At 71.0% G+C, this 16,862-nt stretch carries 13 protein-coding genes and 1 pseudogene; 9 read left to right on the top strand and 5 right to left on the bottom strand.

Features of this window, described 5'->3' with window-relative positions:
- The coding region (locus DY218_RS08410) for a HEAT repeat domain-containing protein (RefSeq protein WP_128555293.1) at positions 1-1,167 on the top strand (1,167 nt) is incomplete at its 5' end.
- A gap of 23 nt (positions 1,168-1,190) precedes the next feature.
- On the opposite strand, the gene DY218_RS08415 is transcribed toward DY218_RS08410, so the two are convergent.
- Positions 1,191-2,639, bottom strand: a complete 1,449-nt coding sequence (locus tag DY218_RS08415; protein ID WP_128555294.1) for an MFS transporter — start codon at positions 2,637-2,639, stop codon at positions 1,191-1,193.
- 169 nt (positions 2,640-2,808) lie between these two features.
- Here DY218_RS08415 and DY218_RS08420 point away from each other — a divergent pair, with 169 nt between their 5' ends.
- From DY218_RS08420 to DY218_RS08450, 7 genes and pseudogenes are all read left to right on the top strand, one after another.
- Entirely contained in the window at positions 2,809-3,309 is a 501-nt protein-coding gene (locus tag DY218_RS08420) for a MarR family winged helix-turn-helix transcriptional regulator (RefSeq protein ID WP_128555295.1), read from the top strand.
- Between the two features lie 125 nt (positions 3,310-3,434).
- Positions 3,435-4,541 (top strand): LacI family DNA-binding transcriptional regulator, encoded by a 1,107-nt coding sequence (locus DY218_RS08425; RefSeq protein WP_128555296.1) that lies wholly within the window; start codon positions 3,435-3,437, stop codon positions 4,539-4,541.
- A 212-nt stretch (positions 4,542-4,753) separates the two neighbouring features.
- On the top strand, positions 4,754-6,088 hold the full coding sequence (locus DY218_RS08430) for an ABC transporter substrate-binding protein (RefSeq protein WP_128555297.1): 1,335 nt from the start codon (positions 4,754-4,756) through the stop codon (positions 6,086-6,088).
- A gap of 196 nt (positions 6,089-6,284) precedes the next feature.
- Positions 6,285-7,133 (top strand): carbohydrate ABC transporter permease, encoded by an 849-nt coding sequence (locus tag DY218_RS08435; protein WP_128555321.1) that lies wholly within the window; start codon positions 6,285-6,287, stop codon positions 7,131-7,133.
- Positions 7,130-8,068 (top strand): carbohydrate ABC transporter permease, encoded by a 939-nt coding sequence (locus tag DY218_RS08440; protein ID WP_128555298.1) that lies wholly within the window; start codon positions 7,130-7,132, stop codon positions 8,066-8,068. Before DY218_RS08435 ends, DY218_RS08440 begins: the two co-directional genes overlap by 4 nt.
- A 47-nt stretch (positions 8,069-8,115) precedes the next feature.
- The gene (locus tag DY218_RS08445; RefSeq protein ID WP_128555322.1) at positions 8,116-9,102 is read left to right on the top strand and encodes a hydroxyacid dehydrogenase; all 987 of its coding nucleotides are present in this window, start codon (positions 8,116-8,118) and stop codon (positions 9,100-9,102) included.
- Positions 9,103-9,121: 19 nt separating this feature from the next.
- Positions 9,122-9,979, top strand: a pseudogene (locus DY218_RS08450) (alkaline phosphatase family protein); the annotation flags it as partial.
- Positions 9,980-10,060: 81 nt separating this feature from the next.
- On the opposite strand, the gene DY218_RS08455 reads toward DY218_RS08450, so the two are convergent.
- Both DY218_RS08455 and DY218_RS08460 read right to left on the bottom strand, forming a co-directional pair.
- Positions 10,061-10,657 (bottom strand): TetR family transcriptional regulator, encoded by a 597-nt coding sequence (locus DY218_RS08455; protein WP_128555300.1) that lies wholly within the window; start codon positions 10,655-10,657, stop codon positions 10,061-10,063.
- 24 nt (positions 10,658-10,681) lie between these two features.
- Positions 10,682-11,710: an aldo/keto reductase gene (locus DY218_RS08460; protein ID WP_128555301.1), complete on the bottom strand. Its 1,029-nt coding sequence runs from the start codon at positions 11,708-11,710 to the stop codon at positions 10,682-10,684.
- A 292-nt stretch (positions 11,711-12,002) separates the two neighbouring features.
- Between DY218_RS08460 and proP the strand changes: the two genes are divergently transcribed.
- Positions 12,003-13,505 (top strand): glycine betaine/L-proline transporter ProP, encoded by a 1,503-nt coding sequence (gene proP / locus DY218_RS08465; RefSeq protein WP_128555323.1) that lies wholly within the window; start codon positions 12,003-12,005, stop codon positions 13,503-13,505.
- A 54-nt stretch (positions 13,506-13,559) separates the two neighbouring features.
- Here the strand turns inward: proP and DY218_RS08470 are convergent, their stop codons facing one another.
- Both DY218_RS08470 and DY218_RS08475 read right to left on the bottom strand, forming a co-directional pair.
- Positions 13,560-14,267: a heparin lyase I family protein gene (locus tag DY218_RS08470; protein WP_128555302.1), complete on the bottom strand. Its 708-nt coding sequence runs from the start codon at positions 14,265-14,267 to the stop codon at positions 13,560-13,562.
- A 72-nt stretch (positions 14,268-14,339) separates the two neighbouring features.
- Entirely contained in the window at positions 14,340-16,778 is a 2,439-nt protein-coding gene (locus tag DY218_RS08475; RefSeq protein WP_128555303.1) for a polysaccharide lyase 8 family protein, read from the bottom strand.
- Positions 16,779-16,862: the final 84 nt, after the last annotated feature.

The raw sequence follows: 16,862 nt of genomic DNA on the forward strand, positions 1-16,862 counted from the left end.
GGCGTGCTGCCGCTGGTCGCCGCGGCCCGGCGCGGCTCGGTGGCGACGGTGCGCGCCCTGCTGCGACACGGGGCGTCCGGGCAGCGGGAGGCGCTGGACGAGGCGCGGCGGTGGCCGGCCGCCGAAGTGGCGGAGCGTCTGCGGGAGCAGGTCGGTGCGCTGGGCGGGCCGGTGGTGTCGTACGTCCTGCCGGAGGGTTCGGGCGTGGTCGTGGTGGCGGAGACGGTGCGCGCGGACGGGCCGGCCGGCGGCGCGGAGCTCGAGACCGGGCACGGGGCGATCGCGACGCTGCTCGAGCGGGAGCTCGGCATCCGCTCGCCCTTCGGTGAACTCCTCGACCGCGCACTGCCGTTCCTGGATCCGGAGAACGAGAACTGGACGGAGTCGGTGGCCGCGCTGCGCGGCAGGAACGACGAGATCACTTACCGTGCGGCCGCCGCGCTGAGCCGCTCCCCCGACCCGTGGCGGCGGGTGTTCGCGGTGGAGGTGCTCGGCGGCCTCGACGACTCCTTCGGCCCTCGCGTGCTGCCTCTGCTGCGTGAACTCGCGCAGGAGCCGGGCTCGGACGGCGGTACGGGCGGCGGCGACGAGGACCAGGAGGCGGGCGTCCATGCCGGTGTGGTCCCCCATACCGGTGTGGTCCCCCTGACGGGCCCCGGACGGGACGCCCGTACGGAACTGGTGCGCTCCCTGGTGCTCGCCCTCGCCGGTCGGGGCGGGCCCGCCGCGGTCCACGACGTACTGCGGCACGCGGGCCATCCGGATGCCGCGGTCCGGCGGGCGGTGGCCTTCGCGCTGCACGAGCAACTGCCGGGCGGCGCCGAGGAGCCGGCGATCGCCGCGCTGGTACGGCTGTCCGCCGACCCGGACTCCGAGGTACGGGAGTGGTCGGTCACCGCGCTCGGCCGGCTCGGCGGCGACGGTCCCGGCGTACGGGCCGCGCTGGCCGCCCGGCGGGCCGATGCCGATCCGGCGACCGCCGCGGAGGCGGCCCACGGGCTGGCGCTGCGCGGGGATCCACGGGCGGCGGACGCGGTGTTGCGGCTGCTGAGCATCGAGGACCCGGGCGGCCATGCGCATGCGACGGCGCGCGCGGCGGCGGAGCAGCTCCCTGACGAACCGCTCCGCCGCCGCCTGCTGCACACGGTGTCCCGGCACCGGGGCTGACCGCCGTGCCCGCTCGCCCGCCGTCACTCCTCGTGCGCGGCGATCGCGGTACGCGGCAGCGCGAGGCAGAGCAGCGCGCAGACGGCGAATCCGGCGATCACCCAGGGCATCGCGGCGCCGAGTGCATCGGTCAGGCCGTCCGGGGCGTGCTCGAAGAAGACCGTGCCGATCACCGCTGCCCCGAGCGCGCCGCCGAACTGCTGCGCCGTGGAGAAGATCCCGGACGCTCCCCCGGCGATGTCGGCCGGCACGGCGGACAGGACGACATTGACCAGCGGGACCACCAGGAAGCCGAGGCCGGCGCCGGCGATCAGCAGTCCGGGGGCCAGTGACCAGGCGCCGGTGTGCACCTCGGCCGCGGCGTCCACGGCCGACCACACCCAGCCGAAACCGCCCGCCATCATCAGCGATCCGGCCACCAGGACCAGCCGGCCGAACCGCACGGCGAGCACATCGGCGATTGGCGCGGTGAGGAACCCTCCGACGGAGAAGGCGACGGTGAGCACGCCGGCCTGCATCGGCGTGTACCCCTGCCCGCCCTGCAGCCAGATCGCGAAGACCAGGAAGAAGCCCTGCATGCCGACGGAGAACAGGAGTTGGACGAGCACTCCCACCGAGAAGGCCGGCAGCCGGAAGGCCCTGGCCGGGAGCAGCGGCACGGTGCGGGCGCCGCGCCGGTGCGCCTCGAACAGCCCGAGCCCCGCGAGTCCGAGCACTCCGGCGGCGAGGCAGAGCCAACCCCACACCGGCCAGCCGTTCGCGTGGCCCTGGACCAGCGGCAGCACGATCGCGACGAGCGAACCGGCGAGCACCAGGCTGCCGATCACGTCCGGCCGTCCCGCGCCGCGCTCCCGCGTGGCCGGTACGACGACCAGGGCCGCCGCGAAGGTGGCCATCGCGACCGGCACATTGACCAGGAAGACCGAGCGCCAGCCGAGGCCGAAGAGGTCCGCGTCGGTGAGCACTCCGCCGAGCAGCAGCCCGATCGCGGAGGCGAAGCCGGCCACGGCGCCGTACATCCCGAAGGCCGCGCCGCGCTCCTTGCCGTGGAAGAGCGTGCGGAAGGAGCCGAGCACCTGTGGCATGAGCAGGGCCGCGGCGACGCCCTGCACGGCGCGGGCGGCGATCAGCTGGCCGGGGCTCTGGGCGACGCCGCAGGCCAGGCTGGCGAGGCCGAAGCCGGCGGTGCCGATCAGGAAGAGCACCTTGCGTCCGTACCGGTCGCCGAGGTGTCCGGCCACGATGAGCGTGGCGGCGAAGCCGAGGAGATAGGCCGACACCAGCCATTGCAGGGCGGTTTCGGAGGCGCCGAGGTCGCGGCCGATGGACGGGATCGCGACATTGACGATGGTGACGTCGAGCAGGTCCATGAGGGCCGCGACCATCATCACGGCTGCCGCCGCCCAGCGGCGTGGATACGGGGCGGCGGCTGCGGTGCCGCCCGGCGGTGGGGTGGTGGTGGTCGCGGACATCTCGTCTCCCGTGGCTGTTGTCGATGCGGTCGCTGGTGCTGGTGCTGGTGCTGTCGATCGCGCTGTCGCTGCAATTTATTTCGTTCGATCTAACGAAACAATTGCACGCGGTCCGGCATGATCACAAGTACTTAGTTCGAGCAAACGAAATTCTTGCTAGCCTCGGCCCATGACCAGTGACAGCGGACGACGCGAGAAGGCCATCGAGGAGCTGACCGCGGCGGGCCGGGAGAGCAGCACGGTGTCCGTGATGTTCCATACCGCCGTCGCATCCCTGCAGGGCCTCGGCGCCTCCGAGACGAAGACCCTCGAACTCCTTGAACGGCTCGGGGCGCTCACCGCGAAGGAGCTGGCCGAGCGCACCGGGCTGCGGCCCGCGTCGGTGACCGGCCTGGTCGACCGCCTGGAGGCCAAGGGGTACGTCCGCCGGGTGAAGCACCCGACGGACAAGCGGCGGGTGCTGATCGAGTTCCGGCCGGAGAAGCTCGCCGAGGTCGCCCCGCTCTTCGACGACTGGGCACGTGAAGTGCACGCCCTGTACGAGGAGTTCAGCACGGAGGAGCTGGAGACGATCACGCGCTTTCTGCGTGGTTCGACCGCTCGTCAGCGGGAGGCCGCGGCACGCCTCTCGGAGGCGGCGGAGGGCGGCGCGGAGACCGGACGGGGCTGACGATTCCGGCCGAGGGGATCGTTTTGATCGTATGCGATCGATAGGGTGATCGGGACAGTGTCCTGACCCGGTCGCGCCCCCGCTGCGTGCCGGACTCGACGACGCACGACGGAACCGGGAGCGGCATGCGAGTCCATGTGGACCAGAGGCACGAGCAGTTGCTCGAACTCGTCCGGCAGCGCGGCAGTGTGCGCGTCGCCGAGCTGGCGGAGGCCCTCGGCGTCTCCGCGGTCACACTCCGCCGCGACGTGGAGGCGCTCGCCTCCCAGGGCCGGGTGCGCCGCATGCACGGAGCCGTGATCTGGCCGGGCGACCGGCCCGCACCGGCGGCCGGCCGGGCACCGCGGTCCGCCGACGGCCTGGTGGTCGGGATGGTCGTACCGACCACGCACTACTACTACGCCGATGTGGTGCGCGGCGCCCGGGAGGCCGTCGAGGCGCAGGGGGCCCGCCTGGCCATCGGCATCTCGCAGTACCTGCCGGACGAGGACGCGGCGCAGGTCGAGCGACTGGTCTCGGCGGGCATCGACGGGCTGCTCCTCACGCCGAACTGGGAGACGGGCGCGGCGCTCGACGACGAGGGGGGCTGGGTGGCGGACGTCCCGGTGCCGACGGTCCTCGTGGAGCGCTGGGCACCGCCCGGCCATCCGGCGGACGCCCTGGACCGGGTGCGTTCCGACCACGGCCACGGGGCTGCGGACGCGGTACGCCATCTCGCCTCCCTTGGACACCGGAAGGTCGCCCTGGCCATCCAGGAGTCGCCGACCGGTCGCGATCTGCGGCTCGGGTTCGAGTCGGCGGTGGCGACGCTCGGCCTGGACCGCGCGCCGGCGTCGCCGCTGGACTCGGAGCCGTCCGCGGGCGAGGCGGACCGCTTCGACCGCACCCTGGACTATCTCTGCGAGGTGGTCGAACAGGACGGCGTCACGGCGGTGTTGGTGCACAGCGACGCCGACGCGATCGTGCTGGTGCCCAGGCTGCAGGCGCGCGGTGTGCGCGTACCGGAGGACCTGGCGGTGGTGGCGTACCTGGACGAGGTCGCCTCGCTGTCGGACCTGCCGCTCACGGCGGTGGCGCCGGCGACCCGGGCGGTGGGCGCGAAGGCGGCCGAGATCCTGCTGGCCGGGCTGGTCGAGGAGCGCGCCGGGGCGCGTCAACACACCGATCTGCTCCCGGAGTTGAGGGTCCGCGCATCGTGCGGCGCGGAGCAGTCGGAGCAGTCGGAGCGCTGAGTCGAGGCACTGGACCGAGGCGCTGAGCCGAGGGCCTTCGGTGATGGAGGACCGCATCCGGGATGCGGCGGATCAGCACCTTGCCGAGCGATCGTTTTGATTGAGTTGGTCGTTCGCTCTTGACCGCGATCGATTTGGCGCAAAGGATGGCCGCGTTCATCCACCTCTCCCGACCTGCCCCGCGCAGACCGAGGTCCCGTAGGAGCCGTGCCATGCCGCGTACTTCCCGCACCTCCCGTACTGCCCGTACCTCCCGCACCCTCGCCCTCACCGCATCCGTCGCCGCCCTGGCCGTGCTGGCCACGGCCTGCGGAGGCGGCGGCGACGATCCCGCGGCGGCGGGCTCCGAGGGCGAGCCGGTCACTCTCACCTACTGGTCGGCGACCGCCGGGGCCAAGGAGACGGTCGAGGCGTTCAACAAGACCCATACGAACATCAAGGTGAAGTTCTCCCTGGTCCCGGCCGGACCGGACGGCGTCGCCAAGCTGACCAACGCGGTCAAGGGCAACAACGCCCCGGACGTGGCCACCATGGACTACTCGCAGCTGCCCGAGTTCGCCAGCGACGGGAACCTCACCGATCTGACCGAGGTCGCGGGCGACAGCGTGCAGAAGGACTTCCCCTCGTCGATCGGCTCGCTCGTCAACCTGGGAGGCCGCACCTGGGCCGTCCCCTTCGACGTGACGCCCATTCAACTCTTCTACCGCAAGGACCTGTTCAAGAAGTTCGACGTCGAGGTCCCGAAGACCTGGGACGACTACCGCAAGGCGGCCGAGAAGATCACCAAGGCCGACCCGGACGTCCGTATCACCAACTTCGGCGGGGGCGACCCGGCCCTGCTCGCCGGACTCGCCTGGCAGGCCGGCGCCCGCTGGTACGGCACGAAGGGCGACGCCTGGAAGGTCGACATCGACAGCGCCGCGTCCCGGAAGGTCGCGAAGTACTGGGACGGACTGCTCGCCGACGGCCTCGCCTCGAAGACCCCGCTGTGGGGCGAGGGCGAGAACAAGGAGCGCGCCACGGGCAAGGTCGCCACCGTGATCGGCGCCTCCTGGAGCGCGGCCGCCTTCGGCCCCAGCTATCCCAAGCTGAAGGGCAAGTGGGGCATCGCCCCGCTGCCCAGCTGGGACGGAAAGCCCGCCACCGGCATGTACGGCGGCACCGCGTTCATCGCCCCCAAGCAGGAGTCGGACGCCAGGGCAGGGGCGGCGGCGGAGTTCATCCGCTGGGCCACCACCGACCCCGCGTCGATGAAGGCACGGCTCGGCGCACAGAAGGACCCGAGCAGCGCGCTCCCGGCGAACGAGAACATGCGCAAGGTGGCGGCCAGGGAGTTCGACGGCTCGTACTGGGACGGCCAGGACGTGTACGAGCTGTCCGGTGCGGCCGCCGACACCATCGTCCCCGGCTGGACCTGGGGCCCGGTCCACCAGCAGGTCACCAGCGCCCAGATGACCACCGGCGCCGCCCAGTCCAAGGCGCTGACCGCGGGCCAGTCCAGGGCGGAGAAGGCCGTGCGGGACCGCGGCCTGAAGCTGGCGGACTGATCCGAGCCGGGGCCGGGCTGCGGACACCGCGCCCCGCCCCGGCCCGGCTTCCTGCTCGTCGCCCGACGCTCCCCCGTACCGCCCGACCCGAAGGAGTCCGCGCGTGGTCTCACCCTCACTCCGGTCCCGGAAGTCCACGGGTGCCAGGACCCTCTCCGGGGCCCGGCGCCAACAGCACGGCGCCGCGGCCTTGTTCATGGTGCCGTTCTTCGTCCTGTTCGCCGCGGCCACCGTCGCGCCGGTCGCGTACGCCGGCTGTATGAGCCTGTACGAGAAGCGGGCCTCGGGGCTCGGATTCGGCGGCGCGGAGCGGGCGTTCGCCGGAATCGGCAACTACACCAAGGCGCTCACCGACCCGGCGTTCCTGCATTCCTTCGGGAACATCGCGGTCTACTGCGCGATCTACATCCCCGTGATGATCGGCGGTGCGCTGGCCCTTGCGCTCTGTGTGGACTCCGCGCTCGCCCGGGCGAAGCGGTTCTTCCAGATCGCCTACTTCCTGCCGCACGCGGTGCCCGCGATCATCGCCTCGCTGATCTGGCTCTATCTGTACACCCCGGGCCTGAGCCCGGTCACCGACGCCCTCCAAGGGCTCGGTCTGCACTGGGACTTCCTCGGCTCCGACGAGACGCTCCTCTCGATCGTCAACATCTCGGCCTGGCAGTGGATCGGCTACAACATGATCATTTTCTATGCCGCGCTGCAGGCCGTCCCGCGCGAGACCCTGGAGGCCGCCCGGGTCGACGGCGCCGGTGAACTGCGCACGGCCCTGCGTATCAAGATCCCGATGATCAGCTCGACGGTCGTCCTGACCCTGCTGTTCACCTGCGTCGGTGCCGTCCAGCTCTTCGACTCGCCGAAGATCGTGCAGCTGCGGGCGGACGGGATGTCGGAGGAGTGGTCGCCGACGATGTTCATCTACAACGCCGCGTTCAAGGGGTACGACTACGGCCTCGCGGCCGCGGCCTCCCTGCTGCTCGCCCTCGTCGCGGGAGCCCTCTCCTTCGTCGTCACCAAGCTCGGCAACCGGTGGAGGCAGTCATGAGCACCCGGACCACCCCGCTCCCCGCGCCCGTCGAGGGGGCCGTACCGCCGCCGCGGGCCGCGCATCCCGCGCCGAAGCCGCCGAACGCCCGCCGCCCCCGCCCGAGACCGACCGCGAAGCCGGTGGTCAACGCCGTGCTCGTGGTCTTCGCCCTCTACACCCTGATGCCGCTGACCTGGCTGCTCATCGCGTCGACGAAGAACCAGGAAGACCTGTTCGCCACCGACCCGTTCGGCCTCGGCGCCTTCCACTTCTTCACCAACCTCGGCGACCTCTTCACCCGCAACGACGGCATCTTCCTGCGCTGGATGGCGAACACCCTGCTCTACACGGTGGCCGGCGCGTTCCTCACCACCCTGATCTCGGTGGCCTGCGGATACGCCTTCGACAAGTACGACTTCCCGGGCAAGGAGAAGCTGTTCGGGGTCGTCCTGGTGGGCATCCTGGTGCCGTCCACGGTGCTCGCGCTGCCGCTGTATCTGATGGCGTCCGAGCTCGGCCTGGTCAACACGTACTGGGCCGTCCTGATCCCGAGTCTGGTCAATCCGTTCGCGGTCTATCTGGCCCGGGTGTTCTCGGAGGGGTACGTACCGGGCGAGGCCCTGGAGGCCGCCCGGATGGACGGTGCGGGCGAGGTGCGGATCTTCGCGCGGGTCTCGCTGCCGATGCTGGCGCCCGGCTTCGTGACGATCTTCCTGTTCACCTTCACCGCCGCCTGGAACAGCTTCTACAGCTCTCTGATGATGCTCAATGACGAGAAGCTGTATCCGGTCACCCTCGGTCTGTACACCTGGTACCAGAGCGTCCAGCAGCAGCCCGAGTACTACACCCTGGTCATCGTCGGCTCGCTCGTCTCCGTCGTCCCGCTGATCGTGGCCTTCCTCTGCCTGCAGCGCTTCTGGCGCTCCGGACTCACCGCGGGAGCCGTCAAGTGACCCAGACGCCGCATGCCACCGCCGCCCGGCCCCGCGCGGTGCTGGCGATGAGCCGGGAGACCCGGGACGCGATCTTCGGCGGGGAGGCCCTGGCGCGGATCGCCCGGCTCGCTCGGATCGACACCGAGGTGCTCGTCACCGACTTCGTTGCGCCCGATCCGGTGCTCGGCAGGATGCTCGCCGAGACCGAGGTGCTCGTCACCGGCTGGGGGTGTCCGCGGATCGACCGGGCCGCGCTCAGCCGGATGCCGCGGCTGCGGGCCGTCGTGCACTCGGCCGGCAGCGTCAAGCACCACATCACGGACGCCTGTTGGGAGCGGGGTGTCCAGGTCAGCACGGCCGCGGCCGCGAACGCCCTGCCGGTCGCCGAGTACACGGTGGCGGCGATCCTGTTCGCCAACAAGCGGGTGCTCGACGGCGCGTACGCCTACCGGCAGTCCCGACAGCGGGTGAACCTCCTCGAGCGCTTCCCCTCGGTCGGCAACTACCGCCGTACGGTGGGCCTGGTCGGTGCGTCCCGGATCGGGCGCCGGGTGGTGGAGCTCCTGCGGCCCTTCGACGTACGGGTCCTGGTGCACGATCCGTATCTGAGTGAACGGGAGGCACGGGAGCTCGGGGTGGAGCAGGCCGGCCTCGACGCGCTCGTCTCACGCAGCGACGTGGTGTCGCTGCACGCACCCGAACTCCCGGCCACCCGGCGGATGTTCGATGCGGCGCGGCTGTCCCTGATGCCCGACGGCGCCACGCTGATCAATACCGCGCGGGGTTCCCTCGTCGACACCGAGGCGCTGACCAAGGAGGTCAGGACGGGGCGGCTGCACGCCGTCCTCGACCACACCGAGCCGGAGGTACTGCCCGCCGACTCACCGCTCTTCGACCTGCCGAACGTCCTGCTGACCCCGCATCTGGCCGGGTCGATCGGCGGTGAACTGCACCGTCTCGCCGATGCGACGGCGGATGAACTGGGGCGGTACGCACAGGGGTTGACGTTCCGTCACCGTGTGGACCCACAAGCACTGCAGCACTCGGCCTGACACCCCTGGAGGATCCGACATGTCCACTGCCCACGACCGCCCGGACGTGCCCGCCCGGGAGCGCCGCGTCCTCGTCGTCGGGATCGACGGGGTCCGCCTGGACACGCTGGCCGGGGTGCCCACACCGCAGCTGGACTCGGTGGTGACGGCGGGCTTCCTCGCCCCGGTCGACATCGCGCCGGGCACGCCCACGATGTCGGGTCCCTGCTGGGCGACGATCGTGACCGGCGTCCGGGTGGACAAGCACGCGGTCTGGGGCAACGACCTGACGGGGAACCGTCTCGCCGTCTTCCCCGACTTCACCACCCGGTTGAATCTGCAGGACGGCCGGTCCACCTATGTGGCGGCCGGCTGGCAGCCGCTGCTCACCGTCGCGAACGGCGGTCCGCTGTTCCGCGAGCCGTCCCGGATCAGCCACTGCGCGGCCGCCGCGGACACCGTCGAGGCCTGGGAGGCGGCGGACGAGCAGGTCACCGCCGATGCGGTGCAGGTGCTGGCCGGCGGCGATCCGGTGGCGTCGTTCGTCTATCTCGGCGCGGTGGACGAGACCGGCCATGTGCTCGGCTGCGGTGCGGAGTACCACCGGTCGGTGGCCCGGGCCGACGCACGTCTCGGCCGGCTCCTGGAAGCGGTGCGCTCCCGGCCCTCGTACGCCGAAGAGGCCTGGACGGTGATCGTGGTGACCGACCACGGCCACCGCGACGAGGGCGGGCACGGCGGGCGTACCGCGCTGGAGACCACGGCCTGGGTGGCCTGCGCGGGGCCGGACGTCCCGGCGGGCGTGCGGGTCGACGGCATACGGCACGAGGACGTGGCGGCCCAGGTGTTCGCCTCGCTCGGCAGGACCGCGGACTCGCACTGGACGCTCGACGGCCGCCCGTTCACCGCGTCGTTCACGGAGCCGGCCGTGCGGGAGGCGGCCGTGCGGGATGCGGCCGTGTGCGAGCCGGTGGACCGATCAGGCGGGGCGGGCCGCGATACCGCGGGTGACCAGGGCGACCACGGCCTCGAAGGCTCCCTGCGCGTCGGGTCGTGACCACTCGGGAGCGTGCACCGGGTCGTGGAAATGGGCGGTCGCCTCGAAGAGGGCGCGGGCTGTCACCGGCAGATCCTCGATCGCGAACTCGCCCTGCGCCACGCCCTCCTGGAGAATGACGGTCAGCTGACCGATCAGCTCATCGATGTGTGCGTCGACCACTCCGCCCTGCTCGGTGGTGAGCACGGTGTACGTGGCGAACAGCTCGGGGTCGTCGCCCGCCTTGTGCCGTTTGGCGTCGAAGAGCGCCGAGAGCCAGTGCCGCAGTTTGGCGGTGGGTGCCTCGGAGCCGGCGACGACGTCGGCGAGCAGCGCGGTCGTCCGGTCCAGCCAGCGCTTGGTGACCGCCCCGCGCAGCTCGGCCTTGGTGGCGAAGTGCCGGTACACCGAGCCGTGGCTGACCCCGAGCGCCCGCGCCACGTCGACCACGTTGGCCTTCGCGGCGCCGTGCCGGCGCAGCACCTCCTCGGTCGCGGCGAGGATGCGCTCGGGGGTCAGGGGTTCGCTGGGCGGTGGCATGGCAGTGACCGTACCGGGCGCAGATCAGTGCTCGCTGTCCAGGTGTGCCATCTGGGCCGCGGGGTAGCGGTCGCCGGCTGCCGAGTCCGCGGGGACGGCCGCCTCGATGGCGGCGAGGTCGGCGGCATCCAGGGTGACGTCGAGTGCGCCGAGCGACTCGGCCAGACGCTCCCGGGTGCGGGCGCCGACCAGCGGCACGATGTCGTCGCCGGGCTGTGCGCCGCCGCCGAGCACCCAGGCGATCGCGATCTGGGCGACGGTCGCGCCCTTCTGTTCGGCGATCTTGCGCAGTCGCTCGACGAGGTCCAGGTTGTGCCGGAGGTTGTCGCCCTGGAAGCGGGGGCTCACGGAGCGGAAGTCGCCGGGCGAGAGCTCGCGGTCGAGGCTGAAGTGGCCGGAGATGAGACCGCGGGAGAGGACGCCGTACGCGGTGATGCCGATGCCGAGCTCGCGGGTGGTGGGCAGGATCTCGGCCTCGATGCCGCGGGACATCAGTGAGTACTCGATCTGCAGGTCGCTGATGGGAGCGGTGGCGGCGGCGCGGCGCACAGTGTCCGCGCCGACCTCGGAGAGGCCGATGTGCCGGACGTGTCCCTTCTCGACGAGGTCGGCGATGGCGCCGACGGTCTCCTCGACGGGGACGTCCGGGTCGAGGCGGGCGAGGCGGTAGACGTCGATGTGGTCGACGCCGAGGCGCTGCAGGCTGTAGGCGGCGAAGTTCCGCACGGCTTCCGGGCGGCCGTCGGAGCCGCTCCAACCGCCGTCGGGGTCGCGCAGGGCGCCGAACTTGACGCTGGTCAGGGCGTTTTCGCGGACTGCGGTGGGGGCGCTGCGGAGGGCTTCGCCGATCAGCAGCTCGTTGTGCCCCATGCCGTAGAAGTCGCCGGTGTCGAGCAGGGTGACGCCGGCGTCGAGTGCGGCGTGGATGGTGGCCAGGGATTCGGTGCGGTCGGCGGCGCCGTACAGGGCGGACATGCCCATGCAGCCGAGGCCGAGCGCGGAGACGCGGGGGCCGGTGGTGCCGAGCTTGCGGGTCGGGACGGTGGGGGTCATGCGATTCCTCCGGCGGTGTGGGGTGGCTCGGTGGCGGTGTGCGTCCACCTTGGCATGACGGATGACAGATTTCAATATCTGTCATCCGTCAGCTTCGTGGCCGCTGTGCCCCTCCCAGCTGCCCGTATTCGCCCTACGTCCCGAAACGGGCAGGTCGAAGGGCCCGCGGAGGCAGGGCGCAGGTCCGGGCGATCCGGGTCGTTCGCGGACCGGCGCGGAGGCTCGCGGCTGGAAACGTTGCCGAAGCGGCCTGTGTCCCGCACCGACCGACGGAGAAGAGCTGCCTGTGAGCATCGCCCCCGAAGCACCCCATGCGACTGACGCACGCGAAGTCCCCACCACCGCCCCCGACCCGGAGGCCGTGGCACGGCATCGTGTGCTCTTCCGCACGGTGCACCGCAGGAAGAACCCGCGGCTGCGCCAGTCGGACATCACGGTCACGGAAGAGGTCCAGGTCAGGCGCGCGGTGAAGGCGACGGCGCTCGGCAACGCCATGGAGTGGTTCGACTTCGGCGTCTACGCCTATCTCGCCGTCACCATCGGGCAGGTCTTCTTCCCGTCCGGCAACGCCTCCGCGCAGACCCTGTCCGCGCTCGCCACCTTCGCCGCGGCCTTCCTGGTGCGCCCGCTCGGCGGGATGTTCTTCGGACCGCTCGGCGACCGGGTGGGCCGCAAGAAGATCCTCGCCCTCACCATGATCATGATGGCGGCGGCGACCCTGGCGATCGGCCTGATCCCCGGCTACGGCACGATCGGCATCTGGGCCCCGGTCCTGCTGATCGTCTGCCGCATGGTGCAGGGCTTCTCCACCGGTGGCGAGTACGGCGGCGCCGCGACCTTCATCGCCGAGTACGCACCGGACCGGCGCCGCGGATTCTGGGGCTCCTTCCTGGAGTTCGGCACCCTGATCGGCTTCACCGCCGCCGCACTGCTCGTGACCGTCCTGACCATGACGCTCGGCGACGACGCGATGCTGGCCTGGGGCTGGCGCATACCGTTCCTCGTCGCCGGGCCGCTCGGTCTGGTGGGCCTCTATCTGCGGATCAAGCTCGACGAGTCCCCCGCCTTCCAGAAGATGGCGGAGGACGAGGAGGCGATGACGGCCGGCCGTGAGAAGTCGTCGCTCAAGGAGACCTTCGTGGGCCAGTGGCCGGCGATGCTGCTCTGCATCGCGCTGGTCGCGGCGTTCAACATCACGGACTACATGCTGCTCTCGTACATGCCGACGTATCTCACCGAGCTCGGCTTCGGCGAGACCGGCGGGCTGATGTCGATCGTCGTGGTGATGCTGGTCCTGATGGCCCTGGTCACCTCGGTGGGCCGGCTCTCCGACCGGATCGGGCGCAAGCCCGTGCTCGCCGCCGGATCCCTCGGCTTCATCGTGCTGTCCGTGCCGAGCTTCCTGCTGATCCAACAGGGCGGCACCGTACCGGTGTTCGCGGGTCTGCTGATTCTCGGACTTGCGCTCGTCTGCTACCTCGGCACGATGTCCGCGTCGCTGCCGGCGCTGTTCCCGACCCGGGTGCGCTACGGCTCCCTGTCGATCGGCTTCAACCTCTCGGTGTCACTCTTCGGCGGTACGACACCCCTGGTGGTCGCCGCGCTGATCAGCGCCACCGGCAACAAGCTGATGCCGGCCTTCTACACCATGCTCGCCGGACTCGTCGGCCTGGTGGCCGCCCTGGCGATGAAGGAGACCGCACGCCGGCCGCTCGAGGGCTCCCCGCCGTCGGTGGCCAGCGACGAGGAGGCGCGGGAGCTGGTGGCGGCCCAGCGGGCGGGACAGCAGGGCTGACGGGTGGCGGGCCCGGCGGAGCACGATGCTCGGCCGGGCCCGCGGCGCGCCGGTTCACTCCACGTCCGCGTACGTCGTCCCCACCTTCAGACCGTCGATCCAGTTGATGCCCGCCTTGTCCTTCACCTCCGCGCCGTAGGTGCCGAAGCGGGTGTCATTGCCCAGGTCGTCCCAGGTGCGCCCGGAGAACGAGGCCACCTTCGTGCCGTTGTAGTACGCCTCCACCCAGCCGGACGAGGCGCTGCTCGAGGTGTGGATGCCGAGCACGATCCGCTTGTACGTGCTGGTCTGCACCGGAGTGCTCCACTTCAGCGTCCACTTCTCGCCGACCTCGATGTGGAAGAGCTTGAGCTCGCCGCCCTCGACCTTCATCAGGACCGGATAGTTCTGCTGGTGCTGATCGCCGGTGCCGTAGGACTTCCACTGGAAGATCGTGGCGGCGTCGGTGGTGTTGGTCGAGGTGTCCCAGCCGAGGTAGTACGTGGAGTCGTTGCGGAAGGTGTAGCGGGAGCCGTCCACGGTGATGCCGTGCGCCTCGCAACGGTCGAGTCCGCGCGGCTTGTTGAACTTGAAGACCTGGCCGCGGCCGTCGTTGTTGTCCTGCGCGACGACGCTGCCGGGCGACTCGCACAGGATCGAGGAGAACACGCCGGTCCCGCCGGATGCGTCGCCGTCCCAGATCAGCGCCGCATGGGCGGGCTGTGCTGCGACGAGACACCAGGCGAAGACGGCGGCCGTGGTGGCGAGCAGGGGTTTGCGCATGAGCGGCCTCCGTAGGGTCCGGTGAAGGAGGGACGGCCGTCCGCGGCGCGGGGCTGGGCCCGCGCCGCCGGGTCAGGAACGCCTGACGACGACCTTGTGGGTTGCGCCCTTGCTGTCGCTGAGCTTGCCGAAGGTGAGGGTGAGCGAGTCGCCGGTGGTGAACTCGGTGAGCGAAGTCGGTTTCGAGACGACCGACTTGACCGGCTGCTTCCAGGTCAGGGTCAGTCCGTCGACGGTGCGGCTCGGATCGCTGACGCAGAGCACGGCGGTGCCGTCGCGCCGCTCGCGGATCTGCACGCTGACGGGCGCCGTGGCGGTGACCTTGCCGACGCTGCCGGCCCGCCAGAAGTTGATCCCGGTGAAGCCGAGCGAGGGCACCCGGATGCCGTGCTGCTCGGCGCCGTCGGCCAGGATCTCCAGCCATCGGCGGTCCAACGCCCGTGCGGCGGTACGCAGTTCACTGGCTCCGGGCATCAGGATGTACGCGTATCCGGCGCCCTCGGGGTCGGTGCCGTGGTCCTGCCACAGGGTGAGATAGCGGCGGGTGAACTTCTCCGGCGAGCTGCCGGCGTTGATGTCCTGCCAGGCCCCGGTGCGCTCCTCGCGCACGGCATCGATCCTGGCCCCGCGCGGGAAGACATAGCCCGCGTGGCCGGCGATCCTGGCCCAGCGCACCTTCTTGCCGGAGGCCTTCCAGCCCTGGGTCGTGGGCTGAGGGCGGCCGTCGAGGGTGAGGGACGGGGCGCCGGACTCGCCGAGGTTGCGGTTGTCGATCACCGTCTCGACAGCGGCGCCGTCGCTCGAGGTGATGTCCGAGCCGAGGCACACCACACAGTCGTCCAGCCAGAACCAGGACTTGCGGGCGTGCATCGTCGAGTCGACGCCCTGCAGATGCTGTCCGGTGGTGCCGAACTCGCCGTCGCCCGTGCCGCCCACCCAGCGGGTGTCGGGGACGGGATTGCCCCAGTCGCCGCCGAAGCCGTCGGGGAGTTCCTTGCGGGACACGGTGATGCCGGGCAGCCGGTACGGGTCCACCGTCGGCCAATAGGCGTCCGAGTACTGGCCGAGTCCGTGGTCGTCACCCCACCAGGAGAGCCAGCCGGAGCCGGTGTGCCAGCCACGGGCGTGCTCCTGGTTGCCGAACTCGTAGTGGGTGATGCGCTCCGAGGCCATGCTGACCGAGCCGGTCCAGTCGCGGCGGCGGTGGGTGACCCGGTCCATCTGCGCGAAGACCCGGTGCTCGACCGGTTCCGGAGCGGCCTTGACCGCATCGTCGTCGTACAGCGCCTTGAGACGGGCCGTGGCGACCAGGTTCAGCTTGGGGTTCTCCAGGGCGGGCCCGTAGGTGTCGCGCTGCAGCCAGCCCTTGACCATGGCCGCCCAGCGCGCCTGCTCCTCGGCGCTCGCACCCTGTCCGACCAGCAGGATCGAGGACATGATGCTGTGTGCGCGCGTGTGATCGTCTTGGGCGAGCCGATACGGGTCGCTCGCGATCAGGCCCCGGCTGATGCCGCGCGATGAGACGTTGTCCATCATCAGGCCGTTGTGGATGAACGGCGCGACGGCCGACTCCACGGTGTCCAGGAAGAGTTGACGGTCGGGTGTGTCGACCTGCCAGCTGGAGTCGCGCAGCAGGGTGAAGAGCCGGCCGAGTCCGTCGTGCAGCACCGATCCGTAGCCGCCGATGTAGGGCACGTTGGTGTGCTGGATGAAGGAGCCGTCGTCGTAGAAGCCGTCGCCCTCGGTCACATACGGGAAGACGGGGGTGAGCGCGCTGCTGCCGAGGGCGATCTTCTCCGGAGTGCCGCCGACGATGCCGCGCAGGACGAGGCCGCGGCACAGGTCCACACGGTTCGCGCCGGTGCTGGTGCCGGTGTACTCCTCGACCGCGGAGTCCGGCAGGAAGTGGTCGACGGCGGCGCAGTAGCCGTCGATCTGCCCGGCGGTGAGGTCGTCGTGGAACAGGACGGCGATGTCCAGGAGGGCCTGGGGTGCGCCGATCTGGAAGTTGTACCAGTTGCCGAAGGGCTCCTTGGAGGCGTGGTAGACGTCCTCGTGCAGGTGGTCGAGGCCGGTGAGGACGGCCTGCTTGAGCTTCTCGTCTCCGGTGAGCCCGGTGCCCGGCTGGTGGTAGGCCTCGGCCATGGTGCGCAGCTGGTTGAAACTGTCCTGCATCCGGGCCGAGTAGCCGTACGACTCGGTGTCCTGGTTCGGGTCGGGGTCCGCGTAGTCGAGGTCGGGCCAGAGGGAGCCGGGCTTCGGCGCCATGGTCGCGAGCAGGTCGGCGGCCTGGGTGCCGAGGGCGGCGAGCTTGGACTTGAAGGGTTCGGCGGTGGGGCCGAAGCCTTCGCCGAGTATCAAGGTGCGCCATTTGGCCCGGAGTTCGGCGAACTCGTCGTCCGGCGCAGCGGCGCGCGAGCTGCCCGCCGCGAGAGTGCCGGTGAGGCCGAGTGCGAGAGCGGTGGTGCCGGATGCCGCGAGGAAAAGGCGGCGTGAGCAGGGGGTCGTCATAAGAGCTCCGGAGAGGGCGGAAGACGAGAACTGCCGGATGGGGCAAGCGGTTTCTAGCACGCGCCTGCTCAAACGCTCAATAGT

Source organism: Streptomyces triticagri (assembly GCF_003429565.1).
GTDB lineage: Bacteria > Actinomycetota > Actinomycetes > Streptomycetales > Streptomycetaceae > Streptomyces > Streptomyces triticagri.

Coding starts and splice junctions, on each gene's coding strand:
- DY218_RS08415 (WP_128555294.1), bottom strand. CDS start 2,639: ATGTCCGCGACCACCACCACCCCACCGCCGGGCGGCACCGCAGCCGCC.
- DY218_RS08420 (WP_128555295.1), top strand. CDS start 2,809: ATGACCAGTGACAGCGGACGACGCGAGAAGGCCATCGAGGAGCTGACC.
- DY218_RS08425 (WP_128555296.1), top strand. CDS start 3,435: ATGCGAGTCCATGTGGACCAGAGGCACGAGCAGTTGCTCGAACTCGTC.
- DY218_RS08430 (WP_128555297.1), top strand. CDS start 4,754: ATGCCGCGTACTTCCCGCACCTCCCGTACTGCCCGTACCTCCCGCACC.
- DY218_RS08435 (WP_128555321.1), top strand. CDS start 6,285: ATGGTGCCGTTCTTCGTCCTGTTCGCCGCGGCCACCGTCGCGCCGGTC.
- DY218_RS08440 (WP_128555298.1), top strand. CDS start 7,130: ATGAGCACCCGGACCACCCCGCTCCCCGCGCCCGTCGAGGGGGCCGTA.
- DY218_RS08445 (WP_128555322.1), top strand. CDS start 8,116: ATGAGCCGGGAGACCCGGGACGCGATCTTCGGCGGGGAGGCCCTGGCG.
- DY218_RS08455 (WP_128555300.1), bottom strand. CDS start 10,657: ATGCCACCGCCCAGCGAACCCCTGACCCCCGAGCGCATCCTCGCCGCG.
- DY218_RS08460 (WP_128555301.1), bottom strand. CDS start 11,710: ATGACCCCCACCGTCCCGACCCGCAAGCTCGGCACCACCGGCCCCCGC.
- DY218_RS08470 (WP_128555302.1), bottom strand. CDS start 14,267: ATGCGCAAACCCCTGCTCGCCACCACGGCCGCCGTCTTCGCCTGGTGT.
- DY218_RS08475 (WP_128555303.1), bottom strand. CDS start 16,778: ATGACGACCCCCTGCTCACGCCGCCTTTTCCTCGCGGCATCCGGCACC.